The following is a 22,458-nucleotide window of genomic DNA, read 5'->3' on the forward strand; positions in this document are numbered from 1 at the left end:
CGCTCCCGTCCTGCTCACGGCGCTCCGGCTGGTCCAGGGCTTCGCGCTCGGTGGCGAGTGGGGCGGAGCCGTGCTGCTGGTGTCGGAGCACGGGGACGCGCGGCGGCGCGGGTGCGCCTGCGTCGTGGTGACCTTCGACCCCGACCCGGACGACCTCCTCGTGGGGCCGCGCGCCTCAAGCAGGCTGCTCGAGGTGGGGGACCGCGTGCGCGCCATCGCGACCCTGGGCGTGGACGCGATCGTCACGCTCGACTTTGGCCCCTCGCTCGCGCAGACGCCCTACCGGGAGTTCGTCTCGAGCACGCTCGACTCCGTGGTGAGGCCGATCTCCGTCCACGTGGGGACGAACTTCAGGTTCGGCGCACGGGGTGAGGGCGACGTCGCGGCGCTGGCCGCGATCGGCCGCGCCCGGGGCTTCGAGGCGCACGCCCACGAGCTCGTGACGGCTGGGGGCGAGACCGTGTCAGCGACCAGGATCCGCGCCCTTCTCCACAAGGGAGGGGTGGAGGATGCTTCCGGCCTCCTGGACCGTTTGCACTGGGTGCGCGGCGTGGTGGAGCACGGCCGCGGCGAGGGAACGTCCTTTGGCTTCCCCACGGCCAACGTGCGCGTGCCGCGCGCCGCCTGCATGCCGGCGGACGGCGTGTACGCCTGCGTCGTGTGTGACGGCGCCACCGCCTGGCCCGCTGCGGCCAACGTGGGCGCCCCGCCGACGTTCAGCGCGCCGGAGGAGGCCTTCCTCGAGGCGAACCTCCTGGGGTTCGACGGCGACCTCTACGGAAGCGAGGTGAGCGTCCTCTTCGTGCGGTGGCTTAGGGCCTCGCGCACGTTCCCCTCGACCGACGAGCTCGAGCGTGTGGTTCTTGGCAACATCGATTGGGTACGTAAGAACCTAGGCGACCGTGGAGTGGGGGTGCGCTCTTGATAACCGACGAGGACAAGGAACGCGTCCGACAGGCGACGGACATGCTGCAGCTGGTGGGGGAGACCGTGGAGCTCAAGCGCCGCGGCTCTGACTGGTGGGGCTGCTGCCCCTTCCACCACGAGAAGAGCCCGTCGTTCCACGTGAACCCCACCACGGGCCTCTGGAAGTGCTTTGGCTGCGGCGCCGGCGGCGACGTCTTCGCCTACGTCATGAAGCGCGAGAGCCTGGACTTCCCGGACTCCATCCGCTACCTGGCCGAGCGCGCCGGGATCGAGCTCTCGGAGGAGCGCTCGGGCCCCAGGCGCGGTCCGCGCAGGACCCGCGTGCTCGACTGCCTGCAGGCGGCCGAGAAGTACTACAACACCCAGCTGATGCGCGGCCGTGGGGACGGACCCGCGGCGGGTCGCCGCTACCTCGCGGGACGCGGCTTTGGCTCGGACGTGTGCCGGCGCTGGGGCCTGGGCTTCGCCCCGGGGCACGGCGCTCTCACGGAGCACCTGCGCGCGCAGGGCTTCTCACGGCAGGAGCTCATCTCCGCGGACCTTGCGCTCGAGGGCCAGGGCGGTCGCTTGCGCGACAGGTTCTACGACCGCGTGATGTTTCCCATCCACGACGAGCAGGGCCGCACCATCGCCTTTGGCGGCAGGGTCATGACCGACGCGAAGCCAAAGTACCTCAACACCAAGGAGACCGCGGTCTTCTCCAAGGGCAAGCACCTCTTCGCGTTCGACCGCGCCAAGGACTCCATGGTCGCGACGGGCACCTGCATCGTGTGCGAGGGCTACACGGACGTCATCGCGATGCACGAGGCGGGCTTCACCAACGCCGTGGCCACGCTGGGCACGGCGCTCACGATGGACCACGTCAAGCTGATCGAGCGCTTCGCCAGGCGCAGGATCGTCTGCATGTTCGACGGCGACGAGGCCGGTCAGCGCGCCGCCGAGCGCGCCGTGCGCTACATAGACAAGACGGGCGTCGAGATGCTCTGCGTGGTCCTGCCCAACAACCAGGACCCCATGGAGTTCCTGCGCGACCACGGGGCGGACGCCCTCCGGCCCATCCTCGAGGCGGCCCAGCCGCTCATGGACTTCGTGTTCGGCAAGCGCCTCGCGGGCTACGACCTCAGCGTCCCCGGGCGCCGCGTCGCCGCCCTGGACGACATGGCGCAGGTCCTCGCGCCGCTCGCTGACTCCATGCTCATGGACGGCTATGCCACGCAGCTCGCGGACATGCTCGGCTTCGACGTGGACCGCGTGCGCCAGGTCATACGCGACAAGGCCGCAGCCGCGCGCCGCAAGGAGGCCGAGCGCTCGCGTGCCGAGGCCCCGCGGCCCCAGGCCCAGTGGGCGGGCGAGGCCCAGGCCTCAGAGACGCCGCAGGCCGCCCCGCAGAGCGGGGGAGAGGGACGTGCGCTCCCGGCCGCGGCCCTCTCCACGGACGAGAGGATGCAGTCGGTCGCGGAGCGCGAGCTCCTCTCCATGATCGCGACCCATCCCGACGTGATGCGCCAGCATGGCGACCGCATAGCGACGTTCACCTGGTCCGACTCGCGCTTCGAGGCCATGGCGTGGGCGATGCTCGCGACGCCCGCGGGCACGCCGCCCGCCGAGGTCGTGGGCGCCGCGACGGACGTGGTGGCGGACGCCCCGCGCATACTCGCCGGCGGCAGGCTCGAGGTCACGTCCCGCATGCCCGCCGAGCAGCGGGCGGACTTCCTCCTGGACGTGGTCGAGCTCTGGTCAAAGCGCCGCGAGGTGCGCGAGATAAAGGCAAGGCTTCGCATGTCGAGCTCGAGCGTTCCCGACGAGCAGGCGCGGGGGCTCTTCAGGACGGCAACGGAGCTGCAGAAACGTATTAATGAGCTGTCAAATAGGGTTTCTGCCGTTGCATGAGGCAAATTTTGGGTAGTATCCCTAACGCACGTGCGTAGAAAGGACATCCGTGGCAAACAAGAAGGCTACTCCCGGTACCGACTCCCAGCTCTCGGACGAGCTCGAGGGCATCGTCGGCAAGCTCGTTACGCAGGCGTCCGCCTCGAACAACACCATAACGGAGGACGACATCCAGGTTGCGATCGCAGAGGTCGACGTGGATGACGACGAGCTGTCGGACATGTATGACGCGATCCGCGCCAAGGGCGTTGAGATCTCCAGCGGCGAGGAGGCCCCCGCCGCGGACATCGAGTCCGACGACCTCGACGACGAGGACGAGGACGAGGAGGAGCTCGAGGGCGAGGACGACCTCGACGAGGAGGACGAGGAGCTTGCCAAGGCGCGCAAGGAGGCTCGCGCGGCCAGCGAGATCCTCCGCTCGGCCTCCAAGGGCAAGTCGACGCGCAAGCGCAGCTCCCGCGCCCGCGCCCGCAGGGTCGACAACTCCACCGTCATGCTCACGGGCGACCCCGTCCGCATGTACCTCAAGGAGATCGGCAAGGTCGACCTGCTCACGGCACAGGAGGAAGTCAACCTCGCCATGAAGATCGAGGCCGGCACCGAGGCCACCAAGAAGCTCGAGGCCGCCGAGAACGGCGACATCGAGCTCACCCGTGCCGAGCAGCGCCGCCTCATGCGCATCGAGCAGGTGGGCCTCGAGGCAAAGCAGTCGCTCATCAGCGCGAACCTCCGCCTCACGGTCTCGATCGCGAAGCGCTACGTCGGCCGCGGCATGCTGTTCCTCGACCTCATCCAGGAGGGCAACCTCGGCCTCATCCGCGCGGTCGAGAAGTTCGACTACACCAAGGGCTTCAAGTTCTCCACCTACGCCACGTGGTGGATCCGCCAGGCAATCACGCGCGCCATCGCGGACCAGGCGCGCACCATCCGCATCCCGGTCCACATGGTCGAGACGATCAACAAGCTCGTCCGCGTGCAGAGGCAGCTCCTGCAGGACCTCGGCCGCGACCCCACCCCGGAGGAGATCGGTGCCGAGATGGGCATCTCCGCGGACCGCGTGCGCGAGATCCAGAAGATCAGCCAGGAGCCCGTCTCGCTCGAGACGCCCATCGGCGAGGAGGAGGACTCCCAGCTCGGGGACTTCATCGAGGACTCCACGGCCGTCGCGCCGCCCGAGGCCGCCAGCGACTCTATGCTGCGCGAGCAGCTCGAGCAGGTGCTCGACAGCCTCGCCGACCGCGAGCGCAAGGTCATCAAGTTCCGCTTTGGCCTCGAGGACGGGCATCCCCGCACGCTCGAGGAGGTCGGCCGCGAGTTCGGCGTCACGCGCGAGCGCATCCGCCAGATCGAGAGCAAGACCCTGGCGAAGCTGCGCCACCCGTCCCGCTCCGGCCGCCTGAAGGACTACATCGAGGACTAGTCGCGAGGCGCGGTTCACTTTCCCCGACGGATGATCATGTAATGACGAGAAGGGCTGCTCCCATGTGAGGGGGCAGCCCTTCTCCCTTGGCCAATGGCCGTCGTCACGCCTAGAAGTCGAGGTCCTCGACCATCATGGGCTCGGTCTGGTAGCGCAGCGGCTCGAGCTCGTCGACGGTGCGGTAGCCGGACGGCGCGTCGATCACGGTCGGGATGCGCTGGACGATCGTGGCGCAGGTGTGCTCGACCGTCGCCGGCTTGTCCACGTGGAACGTGGTGTCCGGCTCGCCGTAGATCTTCCAGTCGCAGAGGTCGCCGTCATCGGGGCCGTATACCTTGCCGATCTGCGAGGTCACGATGTCGATGCCCTGGTACGTCTTCGTGGTGACGCGAGTGTTCATGCCCAGGACCTTGCCGGCCTCGATGGTGCCGCCCATCGTGTCGGAGTAGGTGTCCTTCTCGGCCACGTAGGGAACGTTCTCCTGGATGATCTCCTTGATCGTGAGGCCGAGCTCCTGTGCGAGCGCCTCGTTGGAGTTCCAGACGTAGGAGGGGACGATCTCGTCGGGGTGGGCGAGGGTCTTCTCGAACTCGTCGGGCGTGAGGCCGACGCCGTGCGCCTTGGCGAGCGCCATGCCGTACTCGTCCACGTTGTACGAGACGGATCCCTCGATCTTGTCGATGCGGTTGACGGCGCCGGCGATCATGCCGATGATGCGCACCCAGAACACGTCCTCCATGCCCGCGCCGAGCATCGTCGCGCCGTTCTCCTTGGCGATGGCGTCGAGGCGGTTCGTGGTCGCGGAGGACGTGGTCCAGGGGAACGTGGCCTCCTCGCAGGTCGTCACGACGTTGATGCCGCGGGACAGGCACTTCTCGGCCATGGGGGCGATGTCGTCAACCAGGCTGAAGAGCGTGAGGATCGCGATGTCCGGGGCGCAGGAGTCCAGGACGGCGTCCGCGTCGTCGGAGATCTTCACGCCGAGCTTCACGGGCAGGCCCGCAAAGTCGCCGGCGTCCATGCCGATCACCTTGGGGTTGGTGTCGATGGCGCCCACGAGCTGTGCGCCGTGCTCGTGCAGGTAGCGGATGGTGTACTTTGCCATCTTCCCGCAACCGTACTGGACGACCCTGATTGGCCTGCGACCCATGGTGAACCTCCTTGGACGCTCCGCCAGCCGGGTGCCGGCGGATACCTACGCGTTTGCGCTTGAGCCTGTTATACCGCCTCCGGACCTGCGGATACATATCCGCTTTTTACAAATCGGTGGATGAATCACCTGCTTTAGACATATATTTCCGAATGCAATCGAAGCGGTTTCCAATCCCTTTCGAAAGGCCCCGCGCAATTTGTGAAGGCAATTTGGCGCAAAAAAATATTCGATTCTTGCTTGCGTGGCGAAAGATGTCTGTTATAGTTTCTAACGCACTAAGACATTCCCCGGTGGCGCAGTGGTAGCGCAGCTGACTGTTAATCAGCGTGTCGCAGGTTCGAACCCTGCCCGGGGAGCCATATTCCCCGGTGGCGCAGTGGTAGCGCAGCTGACTGTTAATCAGCGTGTCGCAGGTTCGAACCCTGCCCGGGGAGCCAGAGCCTTCAAGGCCGGGGGAGAAGATCCTCCGGCCTTTGCTTTTCTCGCCCCGTTGGCGCACTCCAACACCCGGGGGTGCTCTTTCGCTCTTTATATGGCGAGGGCATGCCCCGTGCTAGCATTTCCATGTCATGTGACCCGATGTTCGGAGGCAAATTGAACGCCGAAAAGAACGCCGCGACGATCTCCGCAAAGGACGCGTGGTATCCGCCTGCCAAGAGGGACCGCTTCATCCTCAAACAGCTCGTCTCCAAGGACTTCAAGCTCAAGTACCGCAGGAGCGCCCTCGGCGTCGTGTGGAGCGTCCTGAACCCGCTCCTGATGATGCTCGTCATGGCGGCGGTCTTCGGGTCGTTCATGAGGTACAACGACCCGTCGCTCGGCAACTACGCCGTCTACCTGATCCTGGGCAACACGGCCTTCCAGCTCATGAGCGACGCCACGAGCCAGGGCATGAACTCGATCATCTGGGCGTCCTCGCTGCTCAAGAAGGTCAAGATCAACCGCTACGTGTTCCCGGTGCAGAAGGTGCTCTTCGCCGTCGTCAACTACGGCTTCTCGCTCATCGCCATCGCGCTCGTCATGGTCGTGGAGCGCGTGCCGCTCACGTGGACCGCGATCCTCATGCCGTACGCACTTCTCACCCTCATGGTGTTCTGCATCGGCCTGTCGCTCTTTCTCTCCGCCGCCGCGGTCTTCTTCCGCGACGTCATCCACCTCTGGAGCGTCGTGCTCACCGCGTGGACGTACGCGACCCCGCTCTTCTATCCCTTCAAGATTCTCCCGCACTGGATGCAGGTGGCGGAGCACTTCAACCCCATGTACATCTACATCACCTACATCCGCGACGTGATCCTCTACCACACGATCCCGTCCGTGAACATGCACATCGCCTGCCTTGGCTTCGCCGTCGTCGCGCTCGCGATCGGATACGCCGTCTTCCACAGGCACGAGCACAAGTTCATCCTCTACATCTAACGCGATTGGGATAGGTACAGCCATGGCAAACATCCTCAAGCGCCCCCCGATTCCGCCCGAGGACGCCGAGACCGTCATCGACGTGGATGACGTCTCCATGATCTTCAACATCGCCTCCGAGCAGTTCAACTCGCTCAAGGAGTACTTCATCGCCGCGATGCGCCACGAGCTCAAGTTCAAGGAGTTCCGCGCGCTCAACCACATCAACTTCAAGGTCAAGCGCGGCGAGGCGTTCGGCCTCGTGGGCACCAACGGCTCCGGCAAGTCGACCATGCTCAAGATCATCGCGGGCGTGCTCGAGGCCTCTGAGGGCACGTGCACGGTCCGCGGCACCATCGCGCCGCTCATCGAGCTGGGCGCCGGCTTCGACATGGAGCTCACGGCCAAGGAGAACATCTACCTCAACGGCGCGCTCCTGGGCTACCGCAAGGAGTTCATAGACGACCACTTCCAGGACATCGTCGACTTTGCGGAGCTCCAGGACTTCATGGAGATGCCGCTGAAGAACTACTCCTCCGGCATGGTCGCGCGCATCGCCTTCGCCATCGCGACGATCACGGAGCCGGACATCCTCATCGTCGACGAGACGCTCTCGGTCGGCGACTTCCTCTTCCAGCAGAAGTGCGAGAGGCGCATCAAGGAGCTCGTCGACTCCGACGACGTCACCGTCCTTCTCGTCAGCCACAACATCGACCAGGTCGAGCGCCTGTGCGACCGCGTGTGCTGGATCGAGAAGGGCCAGGAGCGCATGGTCGGCCCGACCGACGAGGTCTGCGCCGCGTACAAGAAGCTGGGGCAGTGATGGGCGAGGGCAAGGGCCTGGGCATCGACGTCAGCGTGATCGTCCCGTGCTACAACACGGAGGCCTTCCTCGACCAGGCGCTCACGACGTGCGAGAAGAACGACCGCTGCAGGCTCGAGATCATCGCCGTGAACGACGGCTCCACGGACGGCTCGCTCGCCATCATGCGCGAGCACGAGGCCCGCGACCCGCGCGTCCGCGTGATCGACAAGGAGAACTCCGGCTACGGCGCCAACATGAACCGCGGCATCCGCGAGGCGCGCGGCACCTACATCGGCATCCTCGAGCCCGACGACTACCTGCGGCCCCACATGTTCGACACGCTGTTCGAGGCCGCCGAGCGCCACGGCATGCCCGACATGGTCAAGTCGCCCTACATCCGCGTCTGGATGCCCACGACCCCGCAGGAGCGGCTCTACAACTGCGCGTACTACCACCGCATCAAGCCCGTGGACGAGCCGTTCACGCTCAAGGACTGCCCGCGCCTCATCAGGCACCATCCCTCGATCTGGTCCGCCATCTACCGCAAGGGCTTCCTGCAGGAGAACGGCATCACCTTCATGGAGGTTCCCGGTGCCGGCTGGGTCGACAACCCGTTCCTCATCCAGACCTGCGTGCTGGCCAAGTCGATCGTCTACATCGACGAGCCGTTCTACTGCTACCGCGAGGACCTTCCCGGCTCCTCGTCGGTGCTGCGCAAGGCGGGGCTCTCGTTCGAGCGCTGGAACAACATGGCCGACCTGATGGAGAAGTACGGCGTGACCGACCGCGGCATCCTCGAGTCGCTCTACATCATCGGCTTCAGGTACGCGGGCGGCGCCATAGGGGACTTCGGCCTCGACGAGCCGCAGGTACGCGAGTGGGTCACGCAGATGTTCCGCCGCATGGACCCAAACATCGTGGCGGGCATCGCCGCGCTCTCCGGCTCGTTCAAGCGCACGTACTTCGAGCTCACGGGGTACCCCGCGGTCAAGTTCAGCGACCTGCCGTACATCGGCAACCTCGTGAACGAGTTCTTCTACAGCTGGAGCACCAACGGGCCGGGCTTCGCGTTCTCGCGTCTTGGGCTCTTCGTGCGGCGCCGTGCGGCGGAGAAGGGCCTCGCCAAGCCCACGAGCACGCATTCGGCCTCGATATAGGGAAGCTCCCGACAATCCGACGGCCACCATCGCGACCAGGCGTCGCGTGGTGGCCGTTTTTCGTACGCCCTGGCAGGAGGTTTACGCCGAGGCGCCCCGTCCTTCTCGCCCGGTGCTCCGTTCCCGCGCCGGGGCGCTACGTTCCCGGTGCGCGTTTGGTGTTTGGGCAAATTGGCGATTGCGTCCCGTGTGGCAGTGTGTATATTGAATAGCGACCTTTAACTCGGTGCGAGACGCCGGTAAGGAACATACACGCCCTGCGGGGCTTGGGACTGCCTTCCTGACGTCTGTGTGCCGTGGTAACGGGACATTGGCGTCTTTTTTCTGGAAGGAGTGCCATGGCTGAGAACAAGCCGAAAGCGGTCATCATGGATGGCCAGGCGATGGAGCGCGCGGTGACCCGCATCGCGCACGAGATCGTCGAGCACAACGAGGGTGCGGAGAACGTGGCCCTTGTCGGCATCATACGTCGCGGCGAGACGCTCGCGACGAAGCTGGCCGACGCCATCGAGGCCATCGAGGGCAAGCGCCCGCCCGTGGGCTCGCTCGACATCAGCTTCTACCGCGACGACTTCATGCGCAACGTGGCGCCCGTGCTTCACGGCACCAACATCCCCTTCAACATCGACAACGCGAACATCGTGCTCGTTGACGACGTGCTCTACACGGGTCGCACCGTGCGGGCGGCGCTCAATGCGCTCACGGACTACGGCCGCCCCAAGACGGTCCAGCTTGCCGTGATGGTCGACCGTGGCCACCGCGAGCTGCCCATTCGCGCCGACTACGTTGGCAAGAACGTGCCCTCTTCCCACGAGGAGGACGTGCGCGTCTGCATAGAGCCCCTCGACGACCGCAATTCCGTCGAGATCTGGGACATCAATGTCGAAAAGAAAGCCGGAGGTGCGAACTAGATGCTTTCCGTCAAGAACCTCATCGACACGTACAGCCTGACCGCCGATGACATCACGCAGATCCTCGACACGGCTGCGGCGTTCGAGTCGGTCAACAACGGCCGCGTGATCAAGAAGGTGCCCGCCCTGCGCGGCCGCACGATCGTGAACCTGTTCCTCGAGCCGTCCACCCGCACGAAGAGCTCGTTCGAGCTCGCCGAGAAGCGCCTGTCCGCGGACTCGCTCTCCATGGGTGGCAGCACCTCCTCCGTCGTCAAGGGCGAGAGCCTTGCCGACACCATCCAGACCATCGATGCGATGAACGTCGACATGTTCGTCTGCCGCGCCCGCCTTGCCGGTACGCCGCAGAAGATCACCGAGAACACCGATGCCGTCGTGATCAACGCCGGCGACGGCAAGCACCAGCACCCGACGCAGGCCATGCTCGACCTCTACACCATCCGCAAGCACTTCGGCCACCTCGACGGCCTCAAGGTCGCCATCGTGGGTGACCTGGCGCACTCCCGCGTGTGCGGCTCGCTGGCCCCCGCCCTCAAGACCATGGGTGCCGAGGTCACGCTCGTGGGACCTCCGACCTTCCAGGTCGACGACCCCGACTGGTTCGGCTGCCCGCAGACCGCGAGCCTCGACGAGGTCATCGAGGACATGGACGTCGTCTACATGCTGCGCGTCCAGCTCGAGCGCATGGAGGGCGCTACCATCCCGTCCCGCCGCGAGTACAACCGCCTGTACGGCCTCGACATGAAGCGCGTCGAGCGCATGAAGGACAACGCGATCATCTGCCACCCGGGCCCGATGAATCGCGGCATGGAGATCAACGCGGACGTCGCGGACTGCGCGCGCTCCAGGATTCTGAACCAGGTCAACGCTGGTGTCCTCACCCGCATGGCCGAGATGTACCTGCTTCTGGGAGGAGAGAACAATGGCATTTCTGCTTAAGGGAGCTCACGCCGTCGACCCGCAGGTGGGTCTCGACGAGGTCGTGGACGTCCTTCTCGACGGCGACTCGATCGTCGAGGTGGGCAAGGACCTCGAGGCACCCGAGGGCGCCGAGGTGATTGACGCCGCCGGCAAGTACCTGGTTCCCGGCCTCGTCGACATGCACGTGCACTTCCGCGACCCCGGCTTCGAGTACAAGGAGACCATCGAGACCGGCTCCCGTGCGGCCACGCATGGCGGCTTCACGGACGTCGCGACGATGCCCAACACCGACCCGGTGACCGACACGGGCACCGGCATCCGCTACCAGATCGACCGCGGCCGTGCCGCCGGGCTGTGCCACATCCGCCCGATCGGCGCGCTGACGAGGGGCGAGAAGGGCGAGGCCCTGGCCGAGATCGGCGACATGGTGCTCGAGGGCGCCTGCGCCTTCAGCGACGACGGCCACGGCGTCCAGAGCGCCGGCATGATGCGCACCTGCATGGGGTACGTGTCGCAGTTCGACCGCGTCGCCATCGCTCACTGCGAGGACGAGTCGCTCACCGTCCACGGCGTCATCAACGAGGGCAAGGCCTCCACGCGCCTCGGCATGTTTGGCTGGCCGGCGCTCGGCGAGGAGCTCGAGATCTACCGCGACATCGAGCTCTGCCGCCTCACGGGCTGCCCTCTGCACATCGCCCACATCTCCACGGAGAAGGGCCTCGACCTCGTGAGGGCCGCCAAGGCCGACGGGCTGCCCGTCACCTGCGAGGTCACGCCGCACCACCTCTTCCTGAACGAAGACGACATCGACAGCACCTACAACACCAACTTCAAGATGAACCCGCCGCTTCGCCTCGAGAGCGACATGATGGCGCTGCGCAAGGGCATCGCTGACGGCTCGATCGACTGCCTGGTCACGGACCATGCGCCGCACGCGCAGCACGAGAAGGACTGCGAGTGGGAGATCGCGTTCTTCGGCACGATCGGTCTCGAGACGTCGCTCCCGCTGATGCTCACCAACATGGTGCGCACGGGCGAGATTGGCTGGGACAGGCTCGTCGAGGTCATGGCCGTCAACCCCCGCAAGGTCCTGAGGCTCAATCCGGTAAAGATCGAGGCGGGCTCCAAGGCGGACCTCACCCTGATCGACCCCGACCGCGAGATCAAGGTGACCGAGGACTACTTCGAGAGCAAGTCCAAGAACTCCGCCTTCCTGGGCGAGACGCTCATGGGCGTGGCCACGGACGTCTTCGTCGACGGCAAGCGCACCCTGAACAACTGCGTGGTCGCCTAGCTCGCAAGGCACGTACTATCATGGTGGCGTGGGCGCATGCGTGCCCGCGCCACCATTTCATGAAGAAGGGGGTTCCCGTGCAGCCAAGCTCAAAGGTGCACCTGTATGACTTCGAAGTGGCGTCGAACGACGAGGTGGGCGAGAAGATCTTCCGCCTCGTGATGAGGTCCCCCGAGCTTGCGAGGGAGCTCAGGCCCGGACAGTTCATGAACCTGGCCGTTCCCGGCGACGCCTCGCACATCGTGAGGATTCCGCTCTCGTTCGCATCGACCGACGCCGAGGCGGGGACCATCGAGATTCTGTATGCCGTGGTGGGCGAGGGCACCCGCAGGCTGAGCGAGATGCACGTCGGCTCGACGTCGACCGTCGTAGGCCCCTGCGGCAACGGCTGGAAGGTCGTCCCCGGTGGCCGTGCGCTCTGCGTTGCCGGCGGCATCGGCGCGCCGCCCGTGGTCGCCGCGGCGCGCGCCCTCGCGAACGAGGGGCGCGAGGTGGACGTGGTGCTGGGGGCGCAGATGGCGGCTAAGCTCTGGGGCGAGGCCGACGCGCGCGCCCTGGGCGCCGGGGAGGTCGTCATGACGACCGATGACGGCAGCTATGGCATGCACGGCTTCACGACCCAGGCGATGGAGGCACTTCTCGCCCGACACGAGTACGACCTCGTGGTGACGTGCGGTCCCGCCGTGATGATGGCGGGCGTGGCGAGGCTCGCCGAGGGCGCCGGCATCGCGTGCCAGGCCTCGCTCGAGCGGATGATGACCTGCGGCTTTGGCGCGTGCAGCACGTGCAACGTGGCGATGCGCGCGGGTGGCTACAAGTCGTGCTGCATGGACGGACCCGTGTTCGACGCAAGCGAGGTGGCATGGTGAGCGACGTGAGCATGGCCGTCGACCTTGGCGGCATAAGGATGAAGAACCCCATCAACACCGCGTCCGGCACCTTTGGCAACGGCTGGCAGTTCGAGGGCTTCTACGACGTGGGGCAGCTAGGCGCCATCACGACCAAGGGCTGCGCCGCGGAGCCCTGGGACGGCAACCCCGCCCCCAGGATGTGCGAGCTTCCCTCGGGCATCATGAACTCCGTTGGACTGCAGAACCCAGGCGTGAGGGAGTTCGTGAGGAGCTACGGAGACTACCTCCAGGGGCTCGAGGACCGCGGCTGTCGCGTGATCTGCCAGGTCGCGGGTCACTCGATCGACGAGTACGTGCGTGCCCTCGAGCTCTTCGAGGAGCTTGCGCCCTTCGCCTCCGGCTTCGAGATCAACATATCCTGTCCCAACGTGAGCCGCGGGGGAGCCGCCATGGGCGCGACGCCCGAGGCGGCGGCGGAGGTCATGGCCGCCGTGCGTCCGCGCACCAAGAGGCCGATCGTGGTGAAGATGGCCCCGCACGACGTGGCGGAGATCGCCCGCGCGCTCGAGGCCGAGGGTGCGGACGCGCTCTCGCTCATCAACACGATACCGGGCATGGCGATCGACGTGCGCACGCGCAGGAGCAAGCTCTCGCGTCCCACGGCGGGCGTCTCTGGACCCGCCATCCACGCGATTGCCGTCCGCATGGTGTGGGAGGCCCACAAGGCCGTCTCCATACCGCTCTGCGGAATCGGCGGCGTGACCTCGGGCGAGGACGCCGCGGAGTTCATACTGGCGGGCGCCACGGCGGTATCCGTGGGCACGCAGAACCTGGTCGACCCCACGGCGGCGCCGAGGATCCTGGGCGAGCTTCGCGACTGGGCGGGCTCGCAGGGCGTAAGCGACATCAACGAGCTGATTGGAGCCTTCGAATGCTAACTGAGGAACAGGCAAGGGATTCCGTCATCGTCGCGCTCGACTGTGACCACGCGACGGCGCTCGACCTCGCGGAGAGGCTCGAGGGCAGGGCGCGCTGGGTCAAGGTGGGCATGACGCTCTTCTACGCCGAGGGGCCCGCGGTCGTGCGGGAGATGCGCGAGCACGGCCTCAAGGTGTTTCTCGACCTCAAGCTCCACGACATCCCCTTCCAAGTGAGGGGTGCCGCGCGCTCCGCGTCGCTTACCGGAGCTGACCTGCTGTCCATCCACGGGCTCGGCTCCTCCGCCATGATTCGCCAGGCGCGGGAGGGCGTCGAGGAGGCCGCCGTGGAGCGCGGCGGCGACCGCACGAGGCTCGTCGCGATATCGGTCCTCACGAGCATGGACCAGGCCGCGCTCTCCGAGGTCGGCATCGAAGTCCCCGTGGAGCAGGAGGTCGCTCGCCTCGCCAAGATGGCCGTGGGTGCCGGTTCCGACGGCATCGTCTGCTCGCCCATGGAGGCGCGCCAGATGCGCGAGCTGCTCGGCCCCGACGCGCTCATCGTGACGCCGGGCGTCAGGCCCGCGGGCTCCGACGTGGGGGACCAGAAGAGAATAGCGACCCCCTCGCGCGCCATCGAGGCCGGGGCGTCCAAGCTCGTCATCGGCCGTCCCATCACGCAGGCGAAGGACCCCGTGGCGAGCCTCGAGTCCATCGTCGAGGAGCTCTGCCAGGGCTAGTCGCGTCAATTAGGCCCTTTACGTGGAGAAATGCCGCCGAATTGTGTATTTCGGCCCTTGATGGTGGGCATTTGCGCGCCAAACCCTTGTAAAATGGGGTGCCAATTGGCAAACTATGTGCTTGCGATTGACGGCTCGCCCATATGCACATGGGCCGCAACCTTGAAATAACAATTGTTTGGAGGAACCATGGCACTACCTCAGCTTACCGACGAGCAGCGCAAGGCCGCACTGGAGAAGGCGGCTCAGGCTCGTCACGAGCGCGCTGAGCTTCGCGAGAAGATCAAGAAGGGCGAGATCTCCCTCGAGGACGTTCTCGACTCCGAGGATCCCATCGCGAGCCGCATGAAGGTCTCTGCCCTCATCGAGTCTCTTCCCGGATATGGCAAGGCCAAGGCCACCAAGATCATGGACGAGCTCGGAATCTCTGCAACCCGTCGCGTCAAGGGCCTGGGTGCCCGCCAGCGCGAGCAGCTTCTCGAGGTGCTTTCGAAGTAAGTGAGTAGGAAACCGCGTTTATTCGTCATTTCCGGACCGTCAGGCGCAGGGAAGGGGACGCTCGTCTCGGCAATTCGAGAGGAGCGTCCCGACCTGGGCCTGACGGTTTCTGCGACGACGCGCCCGCCGCGACCGCACGACGTCCCGGGCGTGACCTATCACTTCCTGAGCGACGAGGAGTTCGACCGTCGCGTCGCGAACGGCGACTTCCTCGAGTGGGCCGACGTGCACGGCCACAAGTACGGGACGCTTCGCAGCGAGGTGGACCGTCTGATTGATGCGGGCAAGTCGGTCATCCTCGAGATCGACGTGCAGGGTGCCTTCAACGTGAGGCGCATCTACCCGGACGCGGTGCTGATCTTCATCGAGCCGCCCTCGCTCGAGGTGCTCGAGAGGCGCCTGCGCGGCAGGGGCACGGAGGACGAGGCGTCCATCGAGCTCAGGATGAGGAACGCCCGTCACGAGATGGAGCTCGCGGACCGCTACGACGAGCGCGTCGTGAACGACGACCTCGCCAAGGCCGTGGGCGACCTCGGCGATGTACTGAAAAGATACGAGACGGATGGAGGCAACTCCTAATGGCAGTAACCAAGCCCGAGATCGACGATCTTCTCGCCAAGACCGAGCACAACCCGTTCCTGCTCTGCACCATCGCGAGCAAGCGCGCGTGCGACATCAACAACATGATCCGTGGCCAGCACCTGCGCGTCACCGCTATCCAGGACTTCGACGACATCACGACCGTCGTGTCCGGCGAGGACACCGTCTCCGTCGCGATGAACGAGATCGAGGACGGCACGCTGGGCTTCGACAAGGAAGCGTTCGACGAGGAGATCAAGGGTTCGAACGCGCTCGTCGACCACAACCTGTAAGCCATGACTGACAGGGTTTGCCTCGTCCACTACCACGAGATCGGCCTCAAGGGCAAGAACCGCTCGACCTTCGAGAACCAGCTCGTGACGAACCTCCACAGGGCGCTGCGCGACTTCGAGGTGGCGGGCATCAGGCGCATAAGCGGCCACATACTGGTGACCGCCAAGGATGGCATGGCCACCGACGAGATGGCGCATGCCATCTCGCGCGTGCCGGGCGTGGCGCGCGTCTCCGTCGCGTACCTTTGCGGGCTCGACGAGGACGAGTACTGCGCCGCCGCCGTGCGTGCCCTTGGCGAGGCGGGGGACTTCGACTCGTTCAAGGTCCACGCGCGCAGGTCGTCCACGAACTACCCGCTCCACACGCTGGACCTGAACCGCCTGGTGGGCGGCGTGCTGTGCGAGAAGTTCCCGACCAAGAAGGTCGAGATGCACCACCCCGACGTCACGGTCATCGTGATGGTCGTGAACCAGAGCGTGTACGTGTACACGGACACGGGAGCCGGCGTGGGCGGGCTTCCCGTGGGCACGGCGGGCAAGGTGGTGACGCTGCTCTCGAGCGGCTTCGACTCTCCCGTCGCGACGTGGATGGTGGGAAGGCGCGGCGCCGTGTGCGTGCCCGTGCACTTCTCGGGCCGTCCCATGACGGCGGACACGAGCGAGTACCTGTGCCAGGACATCATCAACGCGATGGCGCCCTCCGGCATGGTGGGCAGGCTGTACGTGGTGCCCTTTGGGCAGAAGCAGCGCGAGATCTCGCTCTGCGTGCCGCAGAGCCTGCGCATCATCACGTACCGCAGGGTCATGTTCGCGGTGGCGGAGCGCATCGCCCAGATTGAAGGCGCGAAGGCGCTCGTGACGGGCGAGTCGCTGGGCCAGGTGGCCTCGCAGACGCTCGAGAACATCTCCGTGGTGAACGAGATGGTGCACATGCCCGTCCTGAGGCCTCTGATCGGCTCCGACAAGCAGGAGATCATGCGCCGTGCCGAGGAGATCGGCACGTACGACATCTCGGCGCAGGACGCGGCGGACTGCTGCACGCTCTTCATGCCGCGCCGTCCCGAGACGCACGCCAAGCCCGACATGGTGCATGAGGCGTGGGACTCCTTCGACCACGATGCCATGATTGACGAGCTGGTTCGGAACGTCGAGTACGTGGACTTCGACCAGTGTCCCTCGTACAAGCCGCCCAAGCAGCTGCGGGCACGTCACAGGGAGCTTGCGCCCGCCGAGTTCGAGGACGCTCGCTAGGACGCCGCCATTTGGGCAGGCTTTATGGCGTCCCGCCAGAGACGCGCAAGTCAGCTGTCATACCAGATATCTTTATCGGGCACTTTTTCCACCCCCGGTCCCAACATGGGATTGGGGGTGGTTCCGTATGGCGCAGACGGGGGCGAGAAGGACGGGGCGTGCCGGTGGTGGGGGACTGCCGCGCAGGTACGGGCTCGAGGGCAAGAGGGGCGTCGTGGTGGCCGCCGTCGTGCTGGTGGCGGCGCTGTGCGCGATTGGGGCGGTCGCCCTGCCGCGCGTGGGGGGTGACGGCTCGTTCGAGGTAGAGCGCGACGCGTCGGCAGTCTCCGCGAGCAAGGCATCCGCTGGCAAGGGAAGCTCGGACGCAAAGGCTGACGTGGGCGACTCCGGGAGTTCGGGGGACGCAACCGCCGGGAAGTCCGTCACGTCCTCCACCTCCCGCGCGGGCGCAGCGAGGAGCGTGGTGGTCGTTCACGTGGACGGAGCCGTGCGGGCCCCGGGCGTGTATGAGCTGCACTCGTCCAAGCCGAGGGTGGACGACGCCGTGAGGGCGGCGGGAGGACTTGCCGAGGACGCGGACACCACGTCGATCAACCTGGCATCCGTCGTGAGTGACGGGCAGAAGATACACGTGCCCGCCGAGGGCGAGGAGGTGGCCGCAGACGAGGGCGGCGCGACGACCGGGGGCAGCTCCGCGGGTGACGCCTCGGGCACCGGAGGCGCGACGGGCACGCAGTCGCAGGACGCGGGGAAGGTGAACATCAACACGGCGGACGAGACGCAGCTCCAGCAGCTGCCGGGAGTTGGCGAGGCGACGGCAAAGGCGATCGTCGAGGACCGGCAGAACAACGGGGCGTTCTCGACGCCGGAGGACCTGATGCGCGTGTCGGGAATAGGGGAGAAGAAGTTCGAGCGCATGAGGTCGATGGTCTGTGTCTGACGAGGGGTGGGTTCCCAACAGGCCTCACATTCCCTTCTCGCTCTACCTGCTGTGCGCGGGGTTCGCCATGTGCCAGGTGGCGCTCTACGCAGGCGTGGCGATTCCTCCTGGGGTGCGCGTGCCCATGGCGGCCACCGCGCTTCTCGTCCCTTGCGTTATTGCGATGGGACGGGACGGGACCGGGGTGACGCTGCGCGCCTGCGCGGTGGCGTCCGTCTGCGCGCTCTGCGCCTGCGCGGCGTCTGGGCTCGTGGAAACGATGGACGCGACGGCATCGGTCCTTGGGAGGACGGCGGTCTCCTCCTGCGAGCTGCGGGTCGAGTCAGATCCCTCCCTCGGCAAGCGGGGATACCGTGCCCGGGCGGCCGTGTGGCGCGCCGGGAGGCGCCTGGGGGACGTGTGGGTGACGTCGGAGCGGCGCTTTGGCACCGGCTGGCGGCTCAGGGCGGTCGGAAGGTTCTCGCGCGGAAAGGGGGAGTGGCGCGCCTTCGCGCGGCGCCAGGGCGTGTGCGGCACCGTGAACGTCGTCCACGTGATCGAGGCACGACCTCCGACGGGCCTGCGCGCCGCCATCGACCGGCTCAGGTCGCACGTGCTCGACGAGATGGGTCCGAAGAGCTCGCCTGCCCGCGCGATACTCGCGGGGAGCGTCTGTGGGGACAAGGACGCCCTTCGGGAGCTTGGGCTGGAGGACGTTTTCGCGATCTGTGGCGTGGCGCACCTCGTGGCGGTCTCGGGAGGGCACATTGCCATCGCCTCCGCCATCGTGGGGAGGCTCCTTGGGAGGGGCACCCTCGCACCCGTGTGGCGCGTCACGATCCTCATGGTGGCTACGGGGGCGTTCGTGGTCTTCTGCGGCGCGCCGGTGTCCGCCGTGAGATCATGGCTCATGTGCGGGGTGGCGTTCGGGTCGAGGCTCGCCGGCCGTAGGGCGCACTCGCTCTCGGGGGTGTGCGCGGTCGCGTTGGGCATGGTGGCGCTCGACCCGGGCGTCACGGGGCAGCTCGGCTTCACTCTCTCCGTCGTGTCCGTCGTGGGGCTCTGCATCCTGTCGCCCTACATGGGCTACGTCCTGCGGGTCGCCTTCCCCACGCCGCGGCTGCCGCGACGCGTCCCGCCGCGCGTCCGCTCGAGGGTGGAGTCCGCCTATGGCTCGTCCCGCGACGTCGTCGCGGCGTGCCTCGTGGCGCAGCTGGTCACAGGACCCATCACGTGCTCGACCTTCGGGACGCTCTCTCTTGTGGCGCCGCTGGCGAACCTCTTGCTGGCGCCGCTCTTCACGCTGCTCGTGGGAGCTGGGATGGCCTATGCCTGCCTGGGCGGGACGCAACCGGTCGCGACGCCGTTCCTGCTGGCGTGCGACGTGGCCGGAGGCCTGGTGGCACGGCTCCTGGGGTGGATGGCGGGGCTGCCCCTGGCGTCGGTCGCCGTGAGCCTCGACCTCGCGCCCGCGTGCGCGATCACGGCTGCCCTCGTTGCCGCGCTGCTCGTCGCGTGGCCGCGCCTCAGGAGGGGCCCCATGCTCGCGGTCCTGGGAACGGCGGCGCTGTTGGCTGCGTGCCTGCTGCTGAGGTGGCGGGCCTTCTCGCCCGCGCGCGTCTGCGTGCTGGACGTGGGGCAGGGCGACGCCATCCTCGTGCAGGACGGAGCCGCGGCGGTGCTCGTGGACACGGGGCCGGACGACAGCTGCGCCAAGGAGCTCGGGAGGCTGCACGTGACGCACCTGGACGCCGTCCTGATCACCCACCTTCACGACGACCACTACGGTGGGCTCTCGTCGCTTCGCGGGAACGTCGCGTGCGACCGGGTCATCTTTGCGGAGGGCGTCTCGCGTGGGATGCCCGTGGAGGTCCGTAAGGCGGTGCGCGACCTGGCGGGTGGGAGGACGTCCGAGGTGGGCCTGGGCGACACGGTGCGCGTGGGCAGGTTCAGGCTCAGGGTGGTGTGGCCCGAGGGGCCGGTCGACGGGATGGAGAACGAGGACTCGGTCGAGCTGGCGCTCGAGTTCGACGATGGCGGGAGGAGGATGAGCGGACTCCTGACGGGCGACGCCGAGGAGGACCAGACGGGCGAGGCCATCAGGCGCGGCCGCGTGGGCGACGTCGACTTCCTCAAGGTGGGGCACCATGGCTCGCGCGTCTCGATAGACGCCGTGGAGGCCGGGCGGCTCGACCCGGAGGTCTCCGTGGCGAGCGCGGGGCGCGGCAACAAGTACGGGCACCCCTCGCCGGAGTGCGTCAAGGTTCTCCGAGGGTGCGGCTCGAGGTTCCTCTGCACCATGGACGTGGGCACCGTCACCCTCGAGCCAGGCGAGAAGGGCGTGCGCGTGAGCGTGGAGCGCGGCGGGGACAGCGTCCTTCCCTTTGTGGCATGATAGGGGTTCGAGTGATGGGAGGGACATGGCCAAGGCATCGCTTCTGCCCGCGTACCTCGCGGTCGGCGCGGACGATCTCAAGAGCCGCGAGGTCCAGACGAGGCTCAAGGGCCGCCTCGAGAAGGGGCTCGAGGCGTTCAACCTCGACGAGAGGGTCGCGGGACCGGACATGACGGCGGGCGACCTCGTGGCGTCGCTCAACACGATCCCAATGGGCTCCGGGTTCAGGCTCGTGCTCGTGACGCGGGCGGAGAAGCTCCCCAAGCCCGTGTCCGAGGCCATCATCGCGTACCTGAAGAACCCCAACCCGGGGTGCACGCTCCTGTTGGTCGCGACATCGCTCGCCAAGTCGACGCGACTCTACAAGGCCGTCAAGGCCGTGGGCCCGCATGCGGTGATCGACTGTGCGCCCGTCAAGCGCTGGCAGCTTGCGCCCAGGGTGGTGCGTATGGCGGCGCACTATGGCCTCGCGATGGACGAGCGCGCCGCCGCCGAGCTCGTGAGCAGGGTGGGCGAGTCCACCACGATGATCGATGCTCAGCTGAGGACGCTCGCCGCGCAGTGTCGTCAGAGCGGGCAGGCAACCGTCGCGGACGTGGAGCGCCTGATCGCGAGGACCGCCGAGGTGAAGCCCTGGGACTTCCTGGACGCCGTGTGTGACCGCGACGCCGCCAAGGCGCTCGGGCTCTACCACCTGATGCAGAACCCGTCGCAGATAGCGCTCACGTCGCTCCTGTGCGGGAGGCTTCGGGAGCTCGTGTGCGCGAGGTCCCTCGCGGCGCGGGGCCAGGGCGGCATGCTCGCGCAGGAGCTCGGCAAGCAGCAGTGGCAGGTCAAGAACCACCTGCGCTGGGCGCGGAGGTTCGCGGACGGCGAGCTCGAGGCGTGCCTTGCCCAGGCGGCCGCGTGCGAGCGCGGGCTGAAGTCCGGCGACGACCCGGAGTCCACGTTCCTCTCGCTCGTGATGCGCGTCTGCGGCAGCGGGGCCACGGCTTAGAGGCGGTCCCGCCCTGCGCGGCATGTCGGCAATCTGGTGCTGCTGGACCGTGCCAACAAAAAGGCCCCGTCCTTGCGGGCGGGGCCAAAGGCTTTGCGCTTGTGCGTCTTGCGCGGGTGACTACCTAAGGGAGTTCACGAGCTTCTGGACGCCGGACTTGCGGTTGGAAGCCTGGTTCTTGTGGATGATGCCCTTGGAGGCAGCCTTGTCCAGAAGGCGGTTGGCCTTGTTGGCGGCAGCCTGGGCGGCCTCGACGTCCTTGGAGTCGACGGCAGCGCGGACGCCCTTGATGGCGGTCTTCAGCTCGGAGCGGACTGCCTTGTTGCGCATGCGCGCCTTCTCGGCGGTGATGATGCGCTTCTTCTGAGACTTGATGTTAGCCACGTGCGGTTCCTTTCGGTTCTGATCCTTGAGGCCTCTATATTCTGAGGTGAAGGACGTGGGGATATCCGACACCTGACACGGCGAGGTCGACTCAGGGAGTATAGCAGATGGGACGCCCGCGTGTGCAGGAACTTTGCGGCTCGCCACGTGGCGGCCGCCCAAATTCACATACTCTTCCAAACGAGCCGTCCGCGCGGGGGAGAAGGACGGCGCGTCGTGCCGCGGCGGGCCCATGGCGGCGCCTCACGCCTCCTGCGCAACTTGTCCAGACAACGTGATTGTTGCCAACGCCGGGACGTTGCGCGACTTGGCAGGAAGCGGCCGTGGGTTATGATGGTTCGCATGGAAAAGACTGACATCTCACACATCCGCAACTTCTCGATCGTTGCGCACATAGACCACGGCAAGTCCACCATCTCGGACAGGATCCTCGAGCTCACGCACACGGTGCAGGAGCGCGACCTCGAGTCGCAGATGCTGGACTCGATGGACATCGAGCGGGAGCGCGGCATCACCATCAAGAGCAACGCCGTCCGCGTCATGTACGACGCCGACGACGGCGACCGCTACATGTTCAACCTGATCGACACGCCGGGCCACGTCGACTTCACCTACGAGGTCTCGCGCTCGCTCGCGGCCTGCGAGGGCGCAGTGCTCGTGGTGGACGCCACGCAGGGCGTGGAGGCCCAGACGGTCTCGAACGCGAACCTCGCCATGAACGCGAACCTGGACATCGTGCCCTGCATCAACAAGATCGACCT

General features: G+C 66.7%; 22 protein-coding genes and 2 tRNA genes. 22 read left to right on the forward strand and 2 right to left on the reverse strand.

What is annotated here, in order from left to right; all coding sequences use genetic code 11:
- The 3 genes from ACI38Z_RS02220 to rpoD all read left to right on the forward strand — a co-directional run.
- Positions 1-925 (forward strand): riboflavin kinase (locus tag ACI38Z_RS02220; protein WP_439788554.1); only part of this gene is annotated, 925 nt, incomplete at its 5' end.
- Entirely contained in the window at positions 922-2,817 is a 1,896-nt protein-coding gene (gene dnaG / locus ACI38Z_RS02225) for a DNA primase (protein ID WP_439788555.1), read from the forward strand. The genes ACI38Z_RS02220 and dnaG, both read left to right, overlap by 4 nt.
- A gap of 49 nt (positions 2,818-2,866) precedes the next feature.
- Positions 2,867-4,237: an RNA polymerase sigma factor RpoD gene (rpoD, locus tag ACI38Z_RS02230; RefSeq protein ID WP_439788556.1), complete on the forward strand. Its 1,371-nt coding sequence runs from the start codon at positions 2,867-2,869 to the stop codon at positions 4,235-4,237.
- 109 nt (positions 4,238-4,346) lie between these two features.
- Here the strand turns inward: rpoD and ACI38Z_RS02235 are convergent, their stop codons facing one another.
- Entirely contained in the window at positions 4,347-5,387 is a 1,041-nt protein-coding gene (locus tag ACI38Z_RS02235) for an NAD(P)H-dependent amine dehydrogenase family protein (protein WP_439788557.1), read from the reverse strand.
- 287 nt (positions 5,388-5,674) lie between these two features.
- On the opposite strand from ACI38Z_RS02235, the gene ACI38Z_RS02240 reads away from it, so the two are divergent.
- The 18 genes from ACI38Z_RS02240 to holA all read left to right on the forward strand — a co-directional run bounded on the left by ACI38Z_RS02240 (position 5,675) and on the right by holA (position 21,313).
- A tRNA-Asn gene (locus ACI38Z_RS02240) sits at positions 5,675-5,749 on the forward strand.
- Positions 5,750-5,752: 3 nt separating this feature from the next.
- A tRNA-Asn gene (locus tag ACI38Z_RS02245) sits at positions 5,753-5,827 on the forward strand.
- A gap of 157 nt (positions 5,828-5,984) precedes the next feature.
- Complete coding sequence (locus ACI38Z_RS02250; RefSeq protein WP_439788558.1) at positions 5,985-6,806, forward strand: ABC transporter permease; 822 nt, start codon at positions 5,985-5,987, stop codon at positions 6,804-6,806.
- 22 nt (positions 6,807-6,828) lie between these two features.
- Positions 6,829-7,608 (forward strand): ABC transporter ATP-binding protein, encoded by a 780-nt coding sequence (locus tag ACI38Z_RS02255; protein WP_439788559.1) that lies wholly within the window; start codon positions 6,829-6,831, stop codon positions 7,606-7,608.
- Positions 7,608-8,747 (forward strand): glycosyltransferase family 2 protein, encoded by a 1,140-nt coding sequence (locus ACI38Z_RS02260; protein WP_439788560.1) that lies wholly within the window; start codon positions 7,608-7,610, stop codon positions 8,745-8,747. The genes ACI38Z_RS02255 and ACI38Z_RS02260 overlap by 1 nt, the downstream gene beginning before the upstream one ends.
- Positions 8,748-9,085: 338 nt before the next feature.
- Entirely contained in the window at positions 9,086-9,658 is a 573-nt protein-coding gene (pyrR, locus tag ACI38Z_RS02265; RefSeq protein WP_439788561.1) for a bifunctional pyr operon transcriptional regulator/uracil phosphoribosyltransferase PyrR, read from the forward strand.
- Positions 9,659-10,597, forward strand: a complete 939-nt coding sequence (locus tag ACI38Z_RS02270; protein ID WP_439788562.1) for an aspartate carbamoyltransferase catalytic subunit — start codon at positions 9,659-9,661, stop codon at positions 10,595-10,597.
- Positions 10,581-11,873: a dihydroorotase gene (locus ACI38Z_RS02275; RefSeq protein ID WP_439788563.1), complete on the forward strand. Its 1,293-nt coding sequence runs from the start codon at positions 10,581-10,583 to the stop codon at positions 11,871-11,873. Before ACI38Z_RS02270 ends, ACI38Z_RS02275 begins: the two co-directional genes overlap by 17 nt.
- Before the next feature lie 77 nt (positions 11,874-11,950).
- Complete coding sequence (locus ACI38Z_RS02280; RefSeq protein ID WP_439788565.1) at positions 11,951-12,742, forward strand: dihydroorotate dehydrogenase electron transfer subunit; 792 nt, start codon at positions 11,951-11,953, stop codon at positions 12,740-12,742.
- Complete coding sequence (locus ACI38Z_RS02285) at positions 12,736-13,662, forward strand: dihydroorotate dehydrogenase (protein ID WP_439788566.1); 927 nt, start codon at positions 12,736-12,738, stop codon at positions 13,660-13,662. Before ACI38Z_RS02280 ends, ACI38Z_RS02285 begins: the two co-directional genes overlap by 7 nt.
- The gene (pyrF, locus tag ACI38Z_RS02290; RefSeq protein WP_439788567.1) at positions 13,656-14,381 is read left to right on the forward strand and encodes an orotidine-5'-phosphate decarboxylase; all 726 of its coding nucleotides are present in this window, start codon (positions 13,656-13,658) and stop codon (positions 14,379-14,381) included. Before ACI38Z_RS02285 ends, pyrF begins: the two co-directional genes overlap by 7 nt.
- A gap of 189 nt (positions 14,382-14,570) precedes the next feature.
- Positions 14,571-14,879: an integration host factor, actinobacterial type gene (gene mihF / locus ACI38Z_RS02295; RefSeq protein WP_439788568.1), complete on the forward strand. Its 309-nt coding sequence runs from the start codon at positions 14,571-14,573 to the stop codon at positions 14,877-14,879.
- Complete coding sequence (gene gmk, locus ACI38Z_RS02300) at positions 14,880-15,458, forward strand: guanylate kinase (RefSeq protein WP_439788569.1); 579 nt, start codon at positions 14,880-14,882, stop codon at positions 15,456-15,458. It begins immediately after the preceding gene.
- Positions 15,458-15,751, forward strand: a complete 294-nt coding sequence (locus ACI38Z_RS02305) for a DNA-directed RNA polymerase subunit omega (protein ID WP_439788570.1) — start codon at positions 15,458-15,460, stop codon at positions 15,749-15,751. The genes gmk and ACI38Z_RS02305 overlap by 1 nt, the downstream gene beginning before the upstream one ends.
- 3 nt (positions 15,752-15,754) lie before the next feature.
- The gene (gene thiI / locus ACI38Z_RS02310) at positions 15,755-17,002 is read left to right on the forward strand and encodes a tRNA uracil 4-sulfurtransferase ThiI (RefSeq protein ID WP_439788571.1); all 1,248 of its coding nucleotides are present in this window, start codon (positions 15,755-15,757) and stop codon (positions 17,000-17,002) included.
- 127 nt (positions 17,003-17,129) lie between these two features.
- On the forward strand, positions 17,130-17,942 hold the full coding sequence (locus ACI38Z_RS02315) for a helix-hairpin-helix domain-containing protein (RefSeq protein ID WP_439788572.1): 813 nt from the start codon (positions 17,130-17,132) through the stop codon (positions 17,940-17,942).
- Positions 17,935-20,316, forward strand: a complete 2,382-nt coding sequence (locus ACI38Z_RS02320; protein ID WP_439788573.1) for a ComEC/Rec2 family competence protein — start codon at positions 17,935-17,937, stop codon at positions 20,314-20,316. Before ACI38Z_RS02315 ends, ACI38Z_RS02320 begins: the two co-directional genes overlap by 8 nt.
- A gap of 25 nt (positions 20,317-20,341) precedes the next feature.
- The gene (holA, locus tag ACI38Z_RS02325) at positions 20,342-21,313 is read left to right on the forward strand and encodes a DNA polymerase III subunit delta (RefSeq protein WP_439788574.1); all 972 of its coding nucleotides are present in this window, start codon (positions 20,342-20,344) and stop codon (positions 21,311-21,313) included.
- Positions 21,314-21,433: 120 nt separating this feature from the next.
- On the opposite strand, the gene rpsT is transcribed toward holA, so the two are convergent.
- Positions 21,434-21,697 (reverse strand): 30S ribosomal protein S20, encoded by a 264-nt coding sequence (gene rpsT, locus ACI38Z_RS02330; protein WP_439788575.1) that lies wholly within the window; start codon positions 21,695-21,697, stop codon positions 21,434-21,436.
- Between the two features lie 342 nt (positions 21,698-22,039).
- Here rpsT and ACI38Z_RS02335 point away from each other — a divergent pair.
- The coding region (locus tag ACI38Z_RS02335) for a GTP-binding protein (RefSeq protein ID WP_439788576.1) at positions 22,040-22,458 on the forward strand (419 nt) is incomplete at its 3' end.

Origin of the sequence: Parafannyhessea sp. (assembly GCF_051876455.1) — a bacterium.
In the GTDB taxonomy this organism is placed as follows: domain Bacteria; phylum Actinomycetota; class Coriobacteriia; order Coriobacteriales; family Atopobiaceae; genus Parafannyhessea.

Bases quoted from the DNA above. Each gene is read 5' to 3' on its own strand.
- ACI38Z_RS02235 (WP_439788557.1), bottom strand. From the start codon at position 5,387: ATGGGTCGCAGGCCAATCAGGGTCGTCCAGTACGGTTGCGGGAAGATG.
- ACI38Z_RS02255 (WP_439788559.1), top strand. From the start codon at position 6,829: ATGGCAAACATCCTCAAGCGCCCCCCGATTCCGCCCGAGGACGCCGAG.
- ACI38Z_RS02260 (WP_439788560.1), top strand. From the start codon at position 7,608: ATGGGCGAGGGCAAGGGCCTGGGCATCGACGTCAGCGTGATCGTCCCG.
- pyrR (WP_439788561.1), top strand. From the start codon at position 9,086: ATGGCTGAGAACAAGCCGAAAGCGGTCATCATGGATGGCCAGGCGATG.
- ACI38Z_RS02270 (WP_439788562.1), top strand. From the start codon at position 9,659: ATGCTTTCCGTCAAGAACCTCATCGACACGTACAGCCTGACCGCCGAT.
- ACI38Z_RS02275 (WP_439788563.1), top strand. From the start codon at position 10,581: ATGGCATTTCTGCTTAAGGGAGCTCACGCCGTCGACCCGCAGGTGGGT.
- ACI38Z_RS02285 (WP_439788566.1), top strand. From the start codon at position 12,736: ATGGTGAGCGACGTGAGCATGGCCGTCGACCTTGGCGGCATAAGGATG.
- pyrF (WP_439788567.1), top strand. From the start codon at position 13,656: ATGCTAACTGAGGAACAGGCAAGGGATTCCGTCATCGTCGCGCTCGAC.
- mihF (WP_439788568.1), top strand. From the start codon at position 14,571: ATGGCACTACCTCAGCTTACCGACGAGCAGCGCAAGGCCGCACTGGAG.
- ACI38Z_RS02305 (WP_439788570.1), top strand. From the start codon at position 15,458: ATGGCAGTAACCAAGCCCGAGATCGACGATCTTCTCGCCAAGACCGAG.
- thiI (WP_439788571.1), top strand. From the start codon at position 15,755: ATGACTGACAGGGTTTGCCTCGTCCACTACCACGAGATCGGCCTCAAG.
- ACI38Z_RS02315 (WP_439788572.1), top strand. From the start codon at position 17,130: ATGGCGCAGACGGGGGCGAGAAGGACGGGGCGTGCCGGTGGTGGGGGA.
- holA (WP_439788574.1), top strand. From the start codon at position 20,342: ATGGCCAAGGCATCGCTTCTGCCCGCGTACCTCGCGGTCGGCGCGGAC.